The sequence below is a fragment of the Streptomyces sp. NBC_00289 genome, from assembly GCF_041435115.1.
Classification (GTDB): Bacteria; Actinomycetota; Actinomycetes; order Streptomycetales; family Streptomycetaceae; genus Streptomyces.
Genome location: NZ_CP108046.1, coordinates 9,423,154 through 9,441,696, shown reverse-complemented (window position 1 = coordinate 9,441,696; position 18,543 = coordinate 9,423,154). Strand labels below are relative to the sequence as shown.

At 70.4% G+C, this 18,543-nt stretch carries 16 protein-coding genes and 2 pseudogenes; 6 read left to right on the top strand and 12 right to left on the bottom strand.

Annotation, left to right across the window (positions count from 1 at the left end):
- Positions 1 to 29 precede the first annotated feature (29 nt).
- From OG985_RS42630 to OG985_RS42615, 4 genes are read right to left on the bottom strand one after another with little or no spacing between them, the layout of a single operon-like run.
- Positions 30 to 2,237 carry an AMP-binding protein gene (locus OG985_RS42630; protein WP_371673775.1) on the bottom strand — a complete coding sequence of 736 codons (2,208 nt, stop codon included), beginning with the start codon at positions 2,235 to 2,237 and terminating at the stop codon, positions 30 to 32.
- Positions 2,234 to 3,409, bottom strand: a complete 1,176-nt coding sequence (locus OG985_RS42625) for an acetyl-CoA C-acyltransferase (protein ID WP_371673774.1) — start codon at positions 3,407 to 3,409, stop codon at positions 2,234 to 2,236. Before OG985_RS42625 ends, OG985_RS42630 begins: the two co-directional genes overlap by 4 nt.
- A 4-nt stretch (positions 3,410 to 3,413) precedes the next feature.
- Positions 3,414 to 4,892, bottom strand: coding sequence for an MFS transporter (locus OG985_RS42620; protein ID WP_371673773.1), 1,479 nt, complete (start codon positions 4,890 to 4,892; stop codon positions 3,414 to 3,416).
- Positions 4,889 to 5,068: a hypothetical protein gene (locus OG985_RS42615; protein WP_371673772.1), complete on the bottom strand. Its 180-nt coding sequence runs from the start codon at positions 5,066 to 5,068 to the stop codon at positions 4,889 to 4,891. Before OG985_RS42615 ends, OG985_RS42620 begins: the two co-directional genes overlap by 4 nt.
- A 106-nt stretch (positions 5,069 to 5,174) precedes the next feature.
- On the opposite strand from OG985_RS42615, the gene OG985_RS42610 reads away from it, so the two are divergent.
- The 3 genes from OG985_RS42610 (at position 5,175) to OG985_RS42600 (ending at position 7,776) form a co-directional block, all read left to right on the top strand.
- Positions 5,175 to 5,792 carry a TetR/AcrR family transcriptional regulator gene (locus OG985_RS42610; RefSeq protein WP_371673771.1) on the top strand — a complete coding sequence of 206 codons (618 nt, stop codon included), beginning with the start codon at positions 5,175 to 5,177 and terminating at the stop codon, positions 5,790 to 5,792.
- A gap of 260 nt (positions 5,793 to 6,052) precedes the next feature.
- Positions 6,053 to 7,036: a DUF3068 domain-containing protein gene (locus OG985_RS42605; RefSeq protein ID WP_371673770.1), complete on the top strand. Its 984-nt coding sequence runs from the start codon at positions 6,053 to 6,055 to the stop codon at positions 7,034 to 7,036.
- Between the two features lie 143 nt (positions 7,037 to 7,179).
- On the top strand, positions 7,180 to 7,776 hold the full coding sequence (locus OG985_RS42600) for a hypothetical protein (protein ID WP_371673769.1): 597 nt from the start codon (positions 7,180 to 7,182) through the stop codon (positions 7,774 to 7,776).
- A gap of 30 nt (positions 7,777 to 7,806) precedes the next feature.
- On the opposite strand, the gene OG985_RS42595 is transcribed toward OG985_RS42600, so the two are convergent.
- From OG985_RS42595 to OG985_RS42585, 3 genes are all read right to left on the bottom strand, one after another.
- The gene (locus OG985_RS42595; RefSeq protein ID WP_371673768.1) at positions 7,807 to 8,163 is read right to left on the bottom strand and encodes a PadR family transcriptional regulator; all 357 of its coding nucleotides are present in this window, start codon (positions 8,161 to 8,163) and stop codon (positions 7,807 to 7,809) included.
- Between the two features lie 85 nt (positions 8,164 to 8,248).
- Positions 8,249 to 8,455, bottom strand: a complete 207-nt coding sequence (locus OG985_RS42590; protein WP_371673767.1) for a hypothetical protein — start codon at positions 8,453 to 8,455, stop codon at positions 8,249 to 8,251.
- A gap of 51 nt (positions 8,456 to 8,506) precedes the next feature.
- Entirely contained in the window at positions 8,507 to 9,187 is a 681-nt protein-coding gene (locus OG985_RS42585) for an NADPH-dependent F420 reductase (RefSeq protein WP_371673766.1), read from the bottom strand.
- An 86-nt stretch (positions 9,188 to 9,273) separates the two neighbouring features.
- Here OG985_RS42585 and OG985_RS42580 point away from each other — a divergent pair, with 86 nt between their 5' ends.
- Positions 9,274 to 9,645, top strand: a complete 372-nt coding sequence (locus OG985_RS42580) for a winged helix-turn-helix transcriptional regulator (protein WP_371673765.1) — start codon at positions 9,274 to 9,276, stop codon at positions 9,643 to 9,645.
- Between the two features lie 112 nt (positions 9,646 to 9,757).
- On the opposite strand, the pseudogene OG985_RS42575 reads toward OG985_RS42580, so the two are convergent.
- Positions 9,758 to 10,201, bottom strand: a pseudogene (locus OG985_RS42575) (transposase); the annotation flags it as partial.
- A 145-nt stretch (positions 10,202 to 10,346) separates the two neighbouring features.
- Between OG985_RS42575 and OG985_RS42570 the strand changes: the two are divergent.
- Positions 10,347 to 11,615, top strand: a complete 1,269-nt coding sequence (locus OG985_RS42570; RefSeq protein WP_331718661.1) for an IS256 family transposase — start codon at positions 10,347 to 10,349, stop codon at positions 11,613 to 11,615.
- 78 nt (positions 11,616 to 11,693) lie between these two features.
- Here the strand turns inward: OG985_RS42570 and OG985_RS42565 are convergent.
- Positions 11,694 to 13,892 (bottom strand): annotated as a pseudogene (locus OG985_RS42565) (M4 family metallopeptidase); the annotation flags it as partial.
- 449 nt (positions 13,893 to 14,341) lie between these two features.
- On the opposite strand from OG985_RS42565, the gene OG985_RS42560 reads away from it, so the two are divergent.
- Complete coding sequence (locus OG985_RS42560; RefSeq protein WP_371674667.1) at positions 14,342 to 14,896, top strand: GNAT family N-acetyltransferase; 555 nt, start codon at positions 14,342 to 14,344, stop codon at positions 14,894 to 14,896.
- A gap of 208 nt (positions 14,897 to 15,104) precedes the next feature.
- Here OG985_RS42560 and chvE read toward each other — a convergent pair whose 3' ends face one another.
- From chvE to OG985_RS42545, 3 genes are all read right to left on the bottom strand, one after another.
- Positions 15,105 to 16,196: a multiple monosaccharide ABC transporter substrate-binding protein gene (chvE, locus tag OG985_RS42555; RefSeq protein ID WP_371673764.1), complete on the bottom strand. Its 1,092-nt coding sequence runs from the start codon at positions 16,194 to 16,196 to the stop codon at positions 15,105 to 15,107.
- An 821-nt stretch (positions 16,197 to 17,017) separates the two neighbouring features.
- The gene (locus OG985_RS42550) at positions 17,018 to 18,076 is read right to left on the bottom strand and encodes a DUF6745 domain-containing protein (protein WP_371674666.1); all 1,059 of its coding nucleotides are present in this window, start codon (positions 18,074 to 18,076) and stop codon (positions 17,018 to 17,020) included.
- A gap of 90 nt (positions 18,077 to 18,166) precedes the next feature.
- Entirely contained in the window at positions 18,167 to 18,493 is a 327-nt protein-coding gene (locus OG985_RS42545; RefSeq protein WP_371673763.1) for a hypothetical protein, read from the bottom strand.
- Positions 18,494 to 18,543: the final 50 nt, after the last annotated feature.

Genomic DNA, 18,543 nt, shown 5'->3' with positions numbered 1-18,543 from the left:
CCCTCGGTCATGGAGCGGGTGGCCCGCTCTCACTGGTCCTTCAGGGCGGCACGGATCGCGTCGAGGCCGGCCGGGTTGACGAGTGTGGACACGTCGCCGGGTGCCTCACCGGTGACGAGACTGCGGATGAGCCGCCGCATCACCTTGCCGTTGCGGGTCCTGGGCAGCTCGGGGACGGCCACCACCCGGCTCGGCCGGAAGGCGGGGCCCAGCGCGTCGGCCACCCGGGCACGGATGCGCTCGGCCTCCCGCGCGCCGAGAAGCCGCCCGGCCGCGGGGACCGCGAAGCACCACAGCGCCTCACCCTTGACGGGGTGCGGCACTCCGACCGCGGCCACCTCGGCGACGGCCGGGTCACCGACGACGGCGTCCTCGACCTCGGCGGGCCCGAGGCGTTTGCCGGCCACCTTGATGACGTCGTCGAGGCGGCCGTGGACGAACCACTCCTCCCCGGACCGGGAGACGAGGTCGCCGTGGGACCAGCGGCCGGGCCTGCGGGCGAAGTAGGTCCGGGTGAAGCGTTCCCCCGCCCGCCACAGCCCATGGGTCATGCCGGGCCAGGCCTGCCGTACGACCAGTTCGCCGGCCTGCCCTTCGGGCGGCTGCCTGCCCTGGTCGTCCTCGATGACGGCGTCGACACCCAGGCACGGCCCCGAGAAACCGCACGGCGACTGGGGCAGCGTGGGCGCGGAGGCGAGCAGGGACCCACCGACCTCGGTGCCACCGCAGATGTTGATCACCGGGCAGCGTGTGCCGCCGAGTTCGGCGAAGTACCAGCGCCACGCCTCCTCGGTCCACGGTTCGCCGGTGGAGGCGAGCAGGCGCAGCCGCGTCGGTGCGGCAGGCTGCTCCTGCTCGCGGGCCATGAGCATGCGGGACAGACTGGGCGAGCTGCCGAAGACGGTGACCTCGTGGTCGTCGAGCAGCCGCCACAGGCGGGCGGCGTCCGGCTGGTCGATCGCCCCCTCGTACGCCACGACGCTCGCGCCCGCGAGGCTCGCGCCGACGGCGACGAGCGGGAACATGATCCAGCCGGGATCGGTGACCCAGAAGACCACGTCGTGCGGCCGCAGGTCGAGGTTGTACCGGGTCTCGCTGCCGACCTGGACCGGGAAGCCGCCGTGGGTGTGGATCGCCCCTTTGGGGCGGCCGGTGGTGCCCGAGGTGTGCAGGAGCAGGAAGGGGGCGTCTGCGGGCAGCGAGACGGTGTCGACGGGCTCGGCCTCGGCGAGCCGCTGCCAGCTGATCGTCACCGTCCCCTGCGCGACAACCGGCTCGCACGGCAGCGCGTCGCCGGCCGGGGAGGGCGCCGACGCGCGGTCCGGTGCGCCCGGCCGCCCCGCCTCGGACCCCACGCGAGCCGGTCCGCTCGCCCGCCCCACCTCGGACCCCACGCGGTCCGCTGCGCCCGGCCGCACGGTCCCGGGCCCCACGTGAGCCGCTGCGCCCTGCCGCCCCACCTCGGACCCCACGCGATCCGGTGCACCCGGCCGCCCCACCTCGGGCCGCGCGTCGTGGGCGCCGCCTTCGAACGGGCTGGGCAACGGGCCCGGGTCCTCGCGGGCGACCACGAGATGCGTGACGCACTTGGTCTTCCTCAGCGCCGCACGGGCCACCGACCGCATGTCGTGCCTGCGCCCGTGCCGGGTGGTGGCCTCGGCGGTGACCAGGACGCGGGCGTCGGCGTCGGCGAGCCGTACCGCGACGGCCTCGGCGCCGAACCCGGAGAACAGCGGCACCAGTACGGCGCCGATGCGCGCGCAGGCGAACAGTAGGAGGAAGGCCTCGGGACCGGGGGGCAGATACCCGGCCACCCGGTCACCGACCACCACCCCGAGAGCGCGGAGTCCGCCCGCCACCCGTGCGCTGCGGGCGGCGACCTCCTCGTACGTGAGGACGCCTTTCGTGCCCTCCTCCCGCTCCCAGCGCAGCGCGGGCTCCAGGCCGCGTCCCTGGCGCAGGTGACGGTGCAGACAGGAGTCCACGAGGTTGGTGTGTCCGCCGGGGAACCAACGGGTGGCGGCGATGCCCGCGGTGTCGTCGCACACGCGTGACGGCGGGGTGTGCCAGACGATGCCGATGTCGACCGCGGCCCGCTCCCAGAACCACGCGGGGTCGGCGGCCGACCTGGCCTGTAGGGCGCGGTAGCCGCCGTCGATGCCGTGGGCGCGGCAGAAGGCCGCGACGTTGCCGTGCTCGGTGAACTCCGGTGTCGGATGCCAGACGTACCCGTTCACCGGGTGTGGCCCGGGTTCTCGATCAGTGCGGCGATGCCCTGACCGCCGCCGATGCACAGGGCGATCACGGCCAACCGGCCTCCGGTGCGGCGCAGTTCGTGCGCCGCCTTGAGCAACAGGACGGTTCCGGTGGCACCGACGGGATGGCCCAGGGCGATCGCCCCGCCGTTGGGGTTGACGCGGTCCGGGTCGAGCTTGAGTTCGTCCATGACGGCCAGGACCTGGGCCGCGAACGCCTCGTTGAGTTCGATCACGTCGATCGCGTCGAGGGTGAGGCCGTTGCGCCGCACCAGGCTGCGGATGGCCTCGGCAGGGGCGACGCCCATGATCTCCGGCTCCAGCGCGGTGACGACCACGTCGCGCAGCCGGCACAGCGGTGCCGTGCCGGGGGTGAGATCGACCGCGCGCAGGAGCAGCACCGCGGCGGCTCCGTCGTTGATGCCGGCGGAGTTCCCGGCGGTGATCGTGCCGTTCGCCGAGAAGACCGGGGCCAGTCCGGCGAGTTTCTCCGCCGTGGTGCCGGGGCGGGGATGTTCGTCCTGTGCGACGACGCCGCCCGGGAGCTCGACTGGCACGATCTGCTGGTCGAACCGTCCCTCGTCGACGGCGACGGCGGCCCGGCGCTGGCTCTCGGCGGCCCACCGGTCCTGGCGCAGCCGCGAGATGCGCCACCGGTCCGCCACCACCTCGCCGGTCATGCCCATCGGGTAGCCCCCGAAGGGGTCGGTGACCAGGGAGAGCGTTCCGTCGAGGGTCGGCGGTCCCGGTATCTCGTCGGGGGCCCGTTCGCTGTAGTCGAGCAGCGGCTGACGGGTCATCGACTCGTTGCCGCCCGCGACCGCGACGTCCACGTCGCCGAGGGTGAGGCTCTGGGCGGCCGACCAGACGGCCTGCAGCCCGGACCCGCACAGCCTGTTGACGTTGTACGCGGTCGTCGTCACGGGCAGTTCGGCGGCCAGGGCCGCACGCCGGGCGTTGAACGCGTCGGGGCCCACCTGGCCCACGCACCCGAGGACGACCTCGTTCACGGCATCGAGACCCAGCCCGCCGCGGACGACCGCCTCACGGATCACGAGCGCGCCCAGCCGGTGCGCGGGAGCCGAAGCCAGCGCGCCCTTGTACCGGCCGATCGGGGTACGCGCTCCCTGGACGACGGCGATGTCTACGAGCATCGGATCACTCCTTGGCTGAGGGCTCCGCGTCCGGTCCGGACGCGCTGGCGGCAGGTGGCGCAGGGGACGTGCCGGACGCGGGCGACAGGGAGGACGCGGGTGACGGGCAGGACGCGGCGGACGGCGCCGGGTGCGCGGCGAGCAGACCGAGGGCGTCCCGGTCGGGCCGGATCAGGAGGGCCGAGAGCACGGCACCGGCGACCAGCAGGCAGGCCGCCAGATCGAAGGCCCGGCCATAGCCGACGGCCTCGGTCGGCGCCGCGTCGATGATCCGCCCGGTGACATAGGGGGCGAACAGACTGGAGAGGGCTGCGAGGGCGTACGACAGCCCCAGTGCGGCGCTGCGCCGGCCGGCCGGACAGATGTCGGCGATGGCCGCATTGATGAGCGGGGTCTGGCCGTTGCCCGCGGAGAACGCCAGGACCAGCAGGGGCAGCAGAAGCGCGGTGGGACCCGCCCGGGTCGCGAGCAGCAGACAGACTCCGGCGAGCAGCGGAAGCAGCGCGCCGAGAAGTCCCTGTGCGACCCGGGCGGTCACCCCTCCGCGCAGCAGCCGGTGCGCGACGGCTCCCGTGGAGAGGACCAGGACGGCCATGGACAGGGCAGGGAGCCCGACGATCCCGCTGACCTGCGCGTCGCTGAAGCCGGCCTGCTCCTCCAGGAAGAGTGGCAGCCAGGCGAATCCCAGGGAGAGCGTCCACATGACCGCGAAGGTGGAGAAGGTGGCCCCCAGCCATGTGCCGGTGGTGATGACACGCAAGAAGGGGACGGCAGTGGGACGTTCGTCGTCGGCGCGGGCAGCCGGTACGTCGTCCGCCCGCAGTTCGCCGTCCACCGACGCTTCGTCGTCCGCCGGGCCGGGGCCCAGGTGTGCGGCGTACGGCCCACCGCCACCGACCCGCAGCCAGACCAGGGTCCACACCAGTCCGGCAGCCCCCAGCATGCCGAACGCGGCCCGCCAGCCGAGGGTGTTGCTGACCAGGACCACCAACGGCGCGGCCAGGACGGTGCCTCCGGCGCCACCCGCCACCACGACGGCGGAGGGCAGGGCGCGCCGCTTCTCGGGAAACCAGGTGAAGGCCGTGTAGTTGGCCAGGGGAAAGCCCGGCCCCTCGCCCGCACCGAGCGCGACCCTGGTGGCGACGAGCGCTCCGAATCCCGTGGCGGGGAGGAGGATCGGCAGTTGCGCCGCCGCCCAGACCAGGGCGAGCACGGCGAGCAGGGGCCGGGGGCGGATGCGGTCGCCCAGGAAGCCGACCGATACCGCGGAGAGGCTGAACAGGAGGTAGAAGCTGCTGGCGATGGTGCCGAACTCGGTTGCGGAGAGCCCGAGTTCGGCCTTGATGGGATCCGCTGTCAGGCCGAGTACGGCCTTGTCGGCGGCATTGACCACGATGAACAGGGCCAGCACCACCAGAACGGTGCGAGCCCGCCGACGGGTGCCGTCCGCCGCGTCCGGCCGGGTGTCCGCCCCGACGCTCATGCGCGGACCGGTCGTTCGCCGAGCCGGTCGAGAACGCGCGGGTGGAGCTCGGGGGCCGGGGCCGAGGCCGCGGCCGCGTGCGGATCCACGTCCTCGTAGGCGGCGCACCCGGCCGTACACAGTCCGGGGAAGAAGTACGGCTTGTCGTCGAAGAGGAACGTCACCAGGACCCCCATTCCGAAAACAGAACGGAACAGGTCCGTTCCGTCTCACGTCTCGGCCCGGAACGTACACCCGGCCTCAACGGAACGCAACCGTTCCGTCCGGTGCTAATCTCCCGCCGTGGAATCGACCAGCCGCGACGACGCAGACCGCAGACCCACGGGCTCCGCGGTCCTGCGCGAATCCGTGACCGAGACGATCAGGCGGGCGGTGTTCGAGGAGCTGGCCGAGACGGGGTTCGCCCGCATGTCGATGGAGGCGGTGACCCGCCGGGCCCGCGTCGGCAAGGCGGCCCTCTACCGCCGCTGGCCCGCGAAGGAGGCGATGGTGGTCGACCTGGTCTCCGAGGCCGCCGCCGCGCACCTCCCGGCGACCGCCGACTCCGGATCACTGCACGACGACGTCGAACGCTTCGTCCGGGACACCGTGGCCGACCTCCGTCACCCGCTCGTCGGCCGGATCATCCCCGACCTGGTGGCCGAGTCGGCGCGCAATCCCTCACTGAGCGCCGCGCTCCACGACGCGGTCCTGGCCCCCCGGCGCGCCGCCGTGGCGACACTGCTCCACCAGGCGATCGAGCGGGGCGAGCTGCCCGCCGACATCGACATGGGCCTGGCGGTGGATCTGTTCGGCGCCCCGCTGTACTTCAGGATGCTGGCCGTCGGCGGCCCCACCGACGACGCCTACGTCGCCCGCGTCACCCGCGCGGTCCTCGCGGCCCTCGCCGCCAGCCGCTGAGCGACCGGCACCACCGGCGCTACGACCGGGCTTCACGACCGGGATGTACAGCAGGGCAGGCCTTACGGCCGGGCATTTACCTCCCTCTGTGGCCGGCCCCCCGGCGCCACGGCTCGCGAGACGACGCACTCGCACCCGCGAGCCAAGCCCATTGACGACCCGCCGAGAGCGCGTCTACCGTCCCCCGCCAGTACCTGTGCGCGCTGTCCCCACGTCGCCGCGCCGCCCGCGAGCCGGGCGGCCAAAGTCTGGAGTGTCGGATGCGCCGCACCGCCCTGCCCTCTGCGCCTGCCCTGTTCCTGCTCGGTCTCGGGGTCTTCCTGCTCGTCCTGGCGATGATGCTCGTCTGGTACGTCAGGCCACACGCCGCGGTGAACCCCGTCGACATCGACGTGACCGCCGTCTACACCGGCACCGGCAGCGTCTTCGACAGCGAGGAGGCCAGGACGGTCCACGACCGACGGATCACCGTGACGCAACGTGTGCGCGGTGACGTCGTCGCCAGTGAGCGCAGCGGAGCGGCGGTCTGGGACGTGGTGACCACGGTGGACACGGACGAGTCGCTTCCAGCCGCCGACCCCCGTGACGCGCTGGAGTTCGTCACCGGCCGCTGGGTCACCGACCGCAGGACGAACAAGCCCGTGCACTGCTGCCAGGAGCGGGGCCACCACGAGGGCGAGGCCTATCTGAAGTTCCCCTTCGACGTGCAAAAACGCGCCTACACCTGGTGGGACAACACTCTCGGCGCCACTGTCGTGCTCTCCTACCGGGGCACCGAGGAGATCCAGGGATACCGGGGCTACGTCTTCACGGGCACCGTCCCCCCGACGAGGATCGGCACACGTCTGGTGCCAGGGGGTCTCGTCGGGAAACCGGAGGCCGCCCAGCTGTTCGCCGAGGAGTGGTACGCCAACCACGGCATCCGACTGGTCGTCGACCAGAGCACCGGCCGTTCACTCTACGCACAGGTCGGCCCGCGCCGGACACTCCGTGCACCGGCCGCCACGCGGGACGCCGTCGTACTCCTGGACAGCAGGAAGCTCGCCTTCACCCAGGCCACCCAGAAGTCCCAGGTCAGCCAGGCGAGGAAGGAGAGTGGACAACTGCGACTGGTGGGGCGGACACTGCCGATCGACGCGGGTGCGGCGGGGTGCGTTCTCACGGCCGCGAGCGGCGTCCTGCTGGCGAGGAGCAGACCTCGCCCTCGTACGACCGCGAGCTCTTCCCCCACGCTCGCGACGTGATCCGACGGCAGCTGCCTCGAACAGCGCGGTGGGCGCACACTGGAGGGGCACTCCCCACCGGGGTGCGCCGCTGAGGCTCTTCGCTATGGCGGAGGAAGCCACCCAACGGCGGCCGGGTCCTGCGGCACAGACCGGGAGGCGCCATGACCCCAGGCACGGCCCTCGGACCGCAGCCGACCGCACTGCATCGGCACGCCCTGCGGCTCCTGGCCAGGCTGCACCGCCGGCCTGTACCGGTCCGCCCCTCGCGCGCCTCCCAACTGCGAGCTCTCACAACACTGCTGGACGAAGCGGTCGCGGCACAGTCGCCGGCCGACCGGGCGGTGGCCGCCTGCGGCGAACCGGGCCCCCTCTCCGGACAGGCCGCCCAGGAGGCCGGACGGCAGAGCAGGGTTCTGCACCGGTTGCACGGGCGAATGCGTGATCTGGTGCTGACGGAGACCGACCTCGTCCACGCACAGCAGTACGCGGGACGGCTGCTGGCCTACGACCAGTGGATGGTGCGCCAGGCCATGGACCTGGCCTTCACCTCACGTCCCCAGCCACGCATCGAGGCGGCCCGGCTGTGCCTCAACGGGCTGGGCAGGCCCGCCGACGATCTGCGCAGGCTGCGAGACGCCCTCCGCTCGGAGACCGACGGAGACTCGCCGAGCGAACCGTGCGCCCCCACGGGGACGGGATCGGTGCGGGCATCCGGTCGAGGACCCGGCACGGGCCCCGGTGAACCCGGACCCGGGTAACCGCGGCAACGCACCGGCTCACAGTCGGAGCTACCCCTCGAACCGGTCTGGTCCTTCCGCGGCCGGGCGGACCGCCACCCATCCCGGGAGCGGCTGCCTCCTCGACCGGTAGGTGCGCGCGAGCGCCTCGCGGGCCTGTTCGGCGCCCTCGTGAGTGATCCGGTAGAAGCGTCGGCGTGGCCGGCCGGACTTCTCGTACACAGCCGGGTCCTCCCAGGTGCTCTCCACCCAGCCGGCCTGCTCGAGACGGGCGAGAATCGGATAGATCGTGCCCGAGGGCAGTCCGGCAAGCTCGCACAGCTCAAGGCCGTAGCGCTGCCGACCGGGATCCTCCAGCAAAGCCCGCAAGACCAGTTGAGTCTGCAGGGTCATACGCGGCATACCCATACTCGTACTCTACATAGCTGGCCTATGTCCTGCCAGAAGCAGTGACCGGGCTACCGTCCGTCGACGCAGCCCCACAAGCCGGCGATCACTCGATGAATCCGGTGTCGGGGTCCACCTGGGAGAGGAAGTCCCGTATCGCCTCCTCGAGATCGGCCGTGCCGAGGGGCGCAGGCGGGTGGCTGCGCAACCCGAAACCGTACTGGGGGTTGGGCCCCGTCAGCCAGGCGAAGTGGTAGCTGCCCGGGCCGTCGTCCGGCCGGCTGACCTCGAACACCTCACCGTCGACCGTCATCCGTAACGGCTCGTCCGCCGACATCACGACCTGCTCTCGTCTCCCGAAGGATCAGAGCCTACGTGGAGGGCGGGCCGCCGTGCTCGTTGCGCTGAGCGGCGCCGGGTCGACGTCGGGCACGGCGAACCTCGGATTGTGCCCGGAGGCGACAACCCTGATGACGAACCCCGCGGCCTCCTCCAACTGCCGGGCGCTGTCGAGCCCACCGATCACGGCCGTCTGCCCGCCAAGGTCCCCGATGAGAGCTGCGGCGAGGTCCAGGGCCTTGCGTTCGTCACCGCAGATCGCCACGACCGGCTCCGCCTTCTGCGGCCCCACGTACGGCCAGGAGGTCCCCGCGAACAGGTGAAGTGCTTTGACGACGTCCGCACCGGCGGCCAAGCGAGCCACACGCTGTGCCGCGGAGCCGGATGTCGGCTTCAGCGCACCGGTCGCGTAGTCGACCGGGTTGGTGCAGTCGAGGACGGTCTTGCCGGCCAGGGTCCCCGCCGGGCCGCCGATGAGTTGGAGGGCAGCCTCCAGCCCTTCCCAGGAGACCGCGACCACGACCACGTCGGTCCGCCCCGCGAAGTCGGCCGGAGCGACGGCCTCCGCTGTGGGGCCGATCCGGTCGGCGGCCCCGTCGGCATGCCGCGGGTCACGCCCCGTCACCACGACCGCATGGCCGGAAGCGGCCCAGGCGCGACCGAGTGCCACGGCCAGGTTTCCGGTGCCCAGGATGCCTACGTTCACGGCGTCTTCTCCCTCGTCTGGAAAACGATGTCTCCGAAAACGCTACGAACGCGATTCCTACCGTTCGGTAGGAAGACGAGGGGAGAATGGACTTCGTGAACGAGGAGTCCTGCCAGACGTTCGTCTCCGACTGCCATGTGCGCGCGGCCACCGAACTCGTCCGCCACACCTGGGATCCCGTCGTGCTCTCCGCGCTGCGCCTCGGACCGACCCGACGCAGCGAACTCCTTGCGCGCATCGCGGGAGTCAGTGACAAGGTTCTGACTCAGGCGCTCCAACGCCTGCTGGCACGTGGCCTCGTCAGCAAAGCGAGCAACACCGGTCAGTCGTCGGAGCAACCCGGCGTGGTCTATCAACTCTCACCGCTCGGCGAATCGTTCGCGAACGGGCCCTTGGCGCAGCTCGCACGCTGGGCGGCCGACCACCAGACCGAACTCGCCGACCTGCCGACACCGTGATGGCCCGCAACAACCGGTCGATCCGAACAGCTGCGGGGAGGCCGTCGAGTCGCATCCGTCAGGGGTGCGGCCCCGCCCGTGATCGGACGCTGTTGGTTAATTCGGGGGCTGCCTACCTCGCCCTGTCGATCGTTTGGTCGGCGGGGCGAAGTGCTGCGAAGTGGCTGGTGCGGGTGCGGGCCCGGGGTGTGCCGGTGAGGTGGGCATCGATGCGGGCGAGGTTGATCGCGGCGCCGGTGAGCTGGTGTTGGAGGCTGGTCTTGGCCAGGCCGCGGTAGCGGGATCTGCGCAGGCCGCAACGTTGGGCGGCTTGGGCGATGGTGCCCTCGACCCCCGCCCGGATTTTGTAGCGCTCCTTCCAGGCGTCGCTTTGCTGCTCGGCTCTGGCCGCGTGGAGCGCGTGGTGCTCGTCGTGGTGGCGCAGCCGCAGTTCGCGGGGGCGTTTGCTGGTGGGTGAGTTGATGCATGTGCCGCGCATGGGGCAGGGACGGCAGTCGCTGACCGAGAAGGTCACGCGGAGCACGGGCTGTCCGCGCTGGGAAAGCCGGTTGCTCCAGGTGGGGGAGTGTCATGAATCAGGTGTGGATCTCCCCGAAGGAGTGAGCCTGATGAGTACGACGACTGGTCACCTGATCGAGACCGTGGAGGGCGTGTCGCTTGCCGAGGTCGGCGGTGGCGTCGAGGGTGCCGACGTGAAGTCGATGCCGGTGTCGCAGAATGGTCTGTCCAGTGAGCTGCTGGAGGAGCTGGCCGCGCTCGCGGCCGAGAAGGTCCGCGGAGAGGGACTGCGGCTGATGGGCGAGGGCGGCCTGCTGCCCGAGCTCGCTCAGCACCTGATGCAGTCCGCGCTGGAAGCAGAGATGGACCAGCACCTGGCCGACGGGGTCGGCCGCGTCGGCGGGCGCGGGTCGCGCTCGGGCGGCAACACCCGCAACGGCTACCGGAGCAAGAAGGTGATGACGGAGGTCGGCGCCGTCACGGTGCAGATCCCGCGAGACCGTCTGGGCACCTTCCAGCCCCGGCTGCTGCCCAAGTACGCCCGCCGCACTGGTGCGTTGGACGACCTGGTGATCTCGCTGACCGCAAAGGGCCTGACCTCCGGCGAGATCGTCTCCCATCTCGCCCAGACGTACGGGATGACGACAACGAAGGAGACCATCTCCACGATCACCGACAAGGCCCTGGAATCGATGGCGGAATGGCGCACCCGCCCGCTCGACGCGGTCTACCCGGTCGTCTTCATCGATGCCGTGCACGTCAAGATCCGAGACGGTCATGTCGCCAACCGGCCCATCTACGTGGCCATCGCGGTCACCGCCGACGGCTACCGCGAGATCCTCGGCCTGTGGGCCGGCGACGGCGGCGAGGGCGCCAAGTACTGGCAGACGGTGCTCACCGAGATCAAGAACAGAGGCGTCCGTGATGTGCTGATGCTGGTCTGCGACGGGCTCAGCGCCCTGCCCGACGCGGTGAACGCCGTCTGGCCCCGGACTGTGGTGCAGACTTGCGTGGTTCATCTCCTGCGCGCGAGTCTGCGGTATGCCTCACGCCGCGACTGGGCCGACGTCGCACGCGACCTCAAGCCCGTCTACACCGCTGTCAACGAGGACGAGGCCCGGGCACGGCTGACCGACTTCGACGACAAGTGGGGCAAGCGCTATCCGTCGATCGCCGGGACCTGGGAGCGGGCCTGGAGCGAATTCGTGCCCTTCCTCGGTCTGCCCGACGCGATCCGGCAGGTCGTCTACACCACGAACGCGATCGAGTCCCTCAACGCCCGCTACCGGCGCGCGGCCCAGGCCTGCGGACACTTCCCCAACGAGACCGCCGCCTTGAAACGCCTCTACCTCGCCACCCTCGCACTCGACCCCACCGGCCGCGGCCGCCAGCGCTGGAACAACCGCTGGAAAAGCGCTTTGAACGAGTTCGACGTTCTCTTCGACGGCCGCCTTACCGCCGGACGAGTGTAGGCCGACCAGCCCACCGAAAAACCTGTAGGCCAAACAGACGAACCACACCTGAATCCTGATAGACCCGAACATGAGTTTCCAGGAGTCGATGTACCCGACGTCACCGCTGTAGACATCCTGGACACGAAGCTTCCACGTGCCGTCAGCCGGTTCGGCGGAGGCGTCGACGGTGTACGTCGCGTGGACGTCGTCGGCGCTGTCGGTGGCGCTCTGGTCTTTGAGCCGGTACGTACTGTCGTCGGGGGCGACCAGGTCGATCACCAGGTCGCCGCGGTAGCTGTGGACGATGTCGACGGAGACGTCGAGCGCTGCGGGGGCGTTACCGTCACGACCGGTCACGATCAGCCGTGACTCGGCCGGTGCCCCGGCGTCGGCGATCGCGACGTCACCGGGATTGACGAAGAAGTCGCCGCCGGAGGGCACGACGGTCCAGTCGATGGTCTTTCCGGTCGACTGCCCGTCGGAGGTGGTCGCCTCGACCGTCGGCGTGTAGTCACCCGCTTTCTCCGGGAGGCCGGAGATCACGCCGGTGGTGGGGTCGACGGACAGCCCTTCCGGCAGGCCGGTGGCCGAGTAGGAGATCCTCCCGGGTCGGCTGCTCGTCGCCTCGATCCGCGCCTCGGCCGGCTGGCCGACGGCCGAGGTCTGCGTCTCCGGAACGGTCAGGGCGATGTGGTTGACGAAACGCGTGCCGACGTTGACGGCCGCCCAGGCGTTGCCGACGGCCTCGTAGGCCTCGCTGGACCGGCCGAACAGGTCGGCGGCCGCCTGAAGAGTGGCCTCACGGGCGTCCGCGTAGTCGGTGGTCGACGTCATGTACGTGGTCAACGCCCGGTACCAGACGTTCTGCGCGTTGTGCAGGCCAAGGCCGGCCACCGGCTGCCCGTCGTAGGTGGGACTGTCGTACGCCACTCCGTTGACGGACTTCCTGCCGCTGCCCTCGGACAACAGGTAGAAGAAGTGGTTCGCCACACCGGAGGAGAAGTGCGGGTCGATGCCGGCGGTCTCGGGCGACCAGTAGTCCTGCGAGAGTCCGTCCTTCGAGGGCTCGTCCATGTAACGCAGCGGCGTGCCGTCACCGTTGATGTCGATGAGCTCGCCGACCTCGTAGTCGGGAACGTCGTTCGGGTTGTGCGTGAAAAACTCGACGCCGGCGGCCATGATGTCGCTGGTGCCTTCGTTGAGGCCGCCCGACTCGCCGGCGTAGATGAGGTCCGCGGTGGCGGACGTGACGCCGTGGGTCATCTCGTGACCGGCGACGTCGAGGGCGGTCAGCGGGTTGAGGTTGTCCTCGCCGTCGCCGTAGAGCATGCAGAAGCAGTCGTCGTCCCAGTAGGCGTTGACGACCTCGTCGCCGAAGTGGACGAGGGACTTCGCCTCCCTGCCGTCCCCGGATATGCCGTTGCGGGCGAACTGGTCGTGGTAGAAGTTCCACGTCTGTTGCGCCCCGTAGGCCGCGTCCACTGCCGCGGTCTGGCCGTTCTCCGGCTTTCCGTCGCCCCAGATGTCGTCGTCATCCGTGAACAGGGTTGTCGCGCCCGCCTCGCTGTGATGGGCGTCGAACACCGAGTTGTTGCGCTGGGCGTCACGCAGTGCGTAGACATCGTTGTCGCGAACGGTCTGCAGGTTGACCGTGCCGTTGAACTGGCCGTGCCCGACGCCCGGGAGGACGGTCTCGAACTTCTGGAGCTGCTTGCCCGAGGTCGCGTCGGTGATCACATGAAGTCTGCTGGGGCCACCGTCTTCCTGGAGACCGGTGATGACGGACTCCCAGGCCAGAGTCGGCGTCCCGTCGGCGGCCCAGATCACCAGGCGCGGTGCCCCGTCCGGCTCCGCCTGGTTGCCACCCTCGGATTCGGCGATGCGAAGCGCGCTCTTCTCGGCCACGCCGGCGGAAACCTTGGCGCTGGTGGTGGGGACCGCGATCCGTGCGCCCGTCGCCTTGTTCACGGTCCGAGCGCCGGCCCGCTCATGGACCACCAGGTCGCCGCCGAGGACTGGCAGCCCCGCGAAGGTGCGCTCGTAGCGCGTGTGCACCGTGCCGTCGGAATCCTGGACGACGTCCTTGGGGAGCAGCTTCTCCTTGGCGCCCAGCCCGAGCGAACCGGCTGTGCGGGCACTGGCGTTGGCGGCGGACTTCAGCAACGCGCCACGCCGGGAGGCGGTGAGGTCGACGGGCTTGGTACCGGGCCGCAGAGTGGGCGTGATCTTCGGGGGGTTTCGCGTGGGATCCGGTGCGGCCTGGGCGCCGACGGCGGACAGACCGGCGGCCGTCACCGCGGTCGCGGCGACACATGCGGCTGCCACAAGGCGTCTGATCCGGGAGGGTCGGGAATCGCGGGCACGTAAGGAGCTTGTCACTCCGGCTCTCCTTCTGACCGTTCGTGGTGGTCATGTGGGGCAACGGCTGCCGTGCGGTGTGGAGATCCTGTCAGTGGCCTGTGCGCGTTGTCAGCGATCGAACAGTTGATTGACCTGAATCCGATCTTGCCTGAGCGTCGATCTCTGGAGGCCGACTGTGATCACGTGCGCCTTTACACGGCTGGAACATGTGAGGGACAGCGACAACTTCGGCCACCCGCAGGCCCGTTCACCCCATGCGCGCAAGGCGCTCTCACCGGAGTGTGACCTGGTTCGGACCGTTGAACGGCGCCGAGGACAGAATTGACTTCGTCGTCCGCAGCCCCTACAGGCCGGGTTCCGATGCCGACCTGCGGGCCGCCGGGATGCGTAATACTTGCCTTATGAAAGCAGGCATTACCCCCGGGAGTGGGTCGATCACGATACGGAGGGCCGTCGCGCGGGACGCCAAACGGCTCACTCGGCTCGTGCGTGGCTCACACGCCTACGAAGGGCAGTACGCGGCCATGGTCGCGGACTACCGGGTCGGTCCCTCCTACATCGAAACCCACCGCGTCTTCGTCGCCGTCGGCGCTGACGAGCACGAAAGGCATGTCCTCGGGTTCTACTCCCTCGTCCTCGACCCAGCCGAGCTTGACCTGCTGTTCGTCACCGACACAGCACAGGGGCGTGGAATCGGACGGCTGCTCGTCGCCCATATGAAGGCCGAGGCCCGCGCCGCCGGGCTCGACCGCGTCCGAGTGGTGTCCCATCCTCCCGCCGAGGGCTTCTACCGCAGCGTGGGTGCGCTGCGCACCGGGACCGCGCCCGCGAACCCGCCCGCCGTCGCATGGGACCGCCCCGAGCTGGAGTTCCTCATTCCGCTCGACGCGACGACGGAGAAGGATTCGGCACAGGCCCGACCGCCCGCCACCACGTAGACCACGTCCGCGCAGGCCGCCCACCCGCCCCGACGCCGTCGGATGTGCCGCCGTCTGAGGGTGACCCCGCGCACCGGACGCCGGGTCGCGCCCGTCGCCACGGCGCAGCGCCGCGGTTGCCGCTCAGGACGAACCGGTGAGTGGCTGTCCTGAGCCGGACGATGTGCGGTCCGGATCGGGACGGGGCGATGCCGTCATGCTCGTGCGGCTATTTTTTGAGCTCGGCGTCGGTGTAGAAACCACCTGCGACCAGAATGTCCTCATAGTTGCTCTTGTCGACGCTCGTCGGCTGCAGCAGGTAAGCGGGCACGACCTTGGCGCCGTTGTCGTAGGTCGTGGTGTTGTTGACCGTGGGGCGCCTGTCGTTGAGTATGTCGTCGACCAGTCGCGAGGCGATCTGGGCGAGTTCGCGGAGGTCCTTGTAGATGGTCTGCGTCTGCTGACCCGCGATGATCGACCTCACCGAGGCCAGCTCGGCGTCCTGACCGGTGACAACCGGCAGGGGTTTGCTGTCGGAGCCGTAGCCGGCCGCCTTCAGCGCGGCCAGGATACCGATGGACATCCCGTCGTACGGCGACAGAACCCCGTCGACCTTCCCGCTCCCGTACGACGTGCTGAGGATCTCGTCCATGCGCTTGCGTGCCGTGGCACCGTCCCAGCGCTGGGTGGTGACCTGACTGAGCTTGGTCTGTCCCGACTGAACGACCAGCTGCCTGTTGTCCAGGTACGGCTGGAGGAGCTTCATGGCGCCGCTGAAGAAGTACGTGGTGTTGTTGTCGTCGTTGCTGCCGGCGAACAGCTCGACGTTGAAGGGGCCCGCGCCGTCGTCCAACCCCAGCTTGTCGATGATGTAGCGGGCTTGGAGGCGGCCGACCTGCTCGTTGTCGAAGGAAGCGTAGTAGTCGACGTTCTTGGTGCCGAGAATGAGCCTGTCGTAGGAGATCACCGGGATCTTGGCTTCGGCGGCCTGCTGGAGCACGCCGTTCAGGGACCGGTTGTCGATGGCCGCGATGACCAGCGCGTCGACGCCTTGCTTGATCAGCTCCCGGATCTGTGCGACCTGCCGGTTCGGGTCGTCGTCACCGAACACCAGCTTGGTCTTGTACCGCAGGCCCCGCAGATCCTCGACAACGTTCTTGCCGTCGGCGATCCAGCGCTCGGAGGCCCGGGTCGGCATGGCGATGCCCACAGTGCCGCCCTTGAGGAGCCCGTCGGAGCCGCTGTCGGTGTCCTGGCCGCAGGCGGACAGCGTTAAGACGATGGTGACAGCTCCGGCGGTGACGGCTCTTCGGTTACGCATGGTGATCGTTCCTTGCTCTTCTCGTCGTTGAGAAAGTGGTGACGGCGTAGCGGATTTTTGCGGGGAGGCCGGCGGGGCCAGGTGGCCGGCGATCAGGCCGTGGTGCGTTGTCCGTCCCCTGCACGAGCGCTGCTCCCACCAGTGGGTGCGGTCGCGCGGAGATCTCGGATGCCGAGGTCGGCCTGAACTTCCGGACGGAAGGTGCAGCACCGCCGGCCAGCTCGGCAACCTGGACAATCCCGACGCGGCCGCCGAAGTCGTTGTGATCTTGGCGGGCGTCTCCAGGAGGTGAACTGCCGGCGGGAACCGGCGAAGTGGCCGATCGCCTGGATCGCGACCCCGTGCCGCGTGTCGGCGGTCAGGAGCCTCGGTGCCTCGCGGTGCACCGGTCGGTGCGTCTGTGCGGCCCGGCACCCGGGTTCTTCCGACTGACACGAGCCCCTTGCCGGTGTGCACCTGGACGTGCTCCCGGTTGTGGCATGGCGTTCCGGGCCACACGCGTGCTGATTCCGTTGGTGGGCAGGGCGGTTGCCTCTCAGCTGTTCGATATCTCGTGATGTGTTCGGAACGTTGGCGAGACAGTAAGAGGCGCACCGCAGGGTGTCAACGGGGTCGACGGGCAACGTTTTTGTCGGCGCCGTTCGACTCGGACCGCACCGGACCTCGGTCGTCAACTCTGTGTGATCGGGCACCTGTTGGGCCGCCGGGTGGCCACAGCCCGGTGGGTGCCGAGTCCGTGACACGTCGCGTCACCAGGCCGGGTCCACAGCCGGCGCAGGGCTGGTGTCCCTCGTCCCTGTGCATTCACGCGAGCCTCCGCCTCAGGTCTCCCGGACCGGCTCGTACACCTCGGGCTGCAACCCGAAGGTCCAGGCGACGCCCGCCTTCGCGGTCCGGGTCGAGGGGGGCACCCGCAGCCAGTACGTGCGCCGGGTCCCGTCCGGCTCCGGAGTGGAGTTGAGGACCTCCACCATCACGACCGGCTCGTCGTCGGGCAGGTCGATCCGCCACAGGGTGCCCGTCCGGTCCCGGTTCACGGGCCGGGCGCCGGAGTTCGTCAGGTAGCGGTCGTAGCCGTAGTACTCCAGCATCACCCGGCGCAGCTCGGCGTTCTCCTCGGAGCGGATCCGCTCCGGTGTGAGCGTCGGCAGCTCCGCGAGGAAGTCCGCCGGCACGGGCATGCCGCGCCAGGCGTGCAGGGCGAAACCGTCGGGATAGGCGAGCGCCGGGCCGTCTCCGTGGTCGAGTCTGCCCGCCTCGTCCCGGTGCAGGGCCACGGGTCGCTCGCACACCACCGCCACGCGGTCGTACGGCCACCACCAGCCCGCGCTGCGGCACACCGCCGCCACTCCGTCGAGCGGGCCTCCGTCTGTGGCGAACGCGGCGAGCCAGGGCGCGTCATGCTGCCCCAGCACGGCGTCCAGCAGGAGCAGCCGGACCTCGGCGGCCTCCTTCCCCGTCTGCCGGCCCACCAGTTCTTCGAGGACACCGGTGCGGATGCGGTCCACGAGTGCCTGGGTGGACTCCCACAGCCGTCCCCCGGTGGCCGCCCAGTGCGCCGACCAGCCCACCGCTCCCAACTCCCCTTGCAGTCGCAGCCGTTCGTGCGCCCAGGGTGTGCTGCGGACCGCCTCACGCACGCTGGGACCGCGGTCCGCGAGGTCGCGTAGCAGTGTGACGGCCGCCCGCGGGGAACCGGCCCACACCACACGCTCGGGTTCGGCGAGTCCGGCCTGGCGGTAGGCGCGCCGCACTCCGTCCTCGGCGGCCGTCCGGTCGGCTGGAGCGGTCGCCGAGGCCCACGCACGCCACGCGCTCAGGTCGTCTGAGGACACGACGTCCCCCACGACACCCCTCGCGACATCCCCCACGTCCTCCATGTCCCCCACCGCCACGTCGTCCATGTCTGTCCTGGTCATCTGCCCCTCCGTCATGCGCTGTTCAGCCGGCCCCGCGACGATCCACGCGGATCAGTCCGCCACGATGCGCACAGACCCGGGCACGTACTCCCGCTGTCTGATCACCCGGTACCACCCCTTGGGCAACGCGATCGCGGCGTGCTCCTCGTGCACCACCCGCCCACCCTGGGGAAGCCGGAGCAGCAGCGGACCGAACGGTCCCGGCTCTCGGACCAACTCCCCCGGCCCGACGACCGCGTGGGCGTGCCCGGTGACCTCGCCGAGCGCCAGCACGAGCCGGCCCCGCGCATCGCGCCGCTCCCGCGGGGCGTGGGCCACATGGTCCGGCACCGCCTCGTCCGTCACGGGCACGATCAGCACGTCTCCCTGCCGGTACATGGCTCTCCCCTCACCGCCGGGTGCTCGGCGCACCGGCCTCATGTGGACGA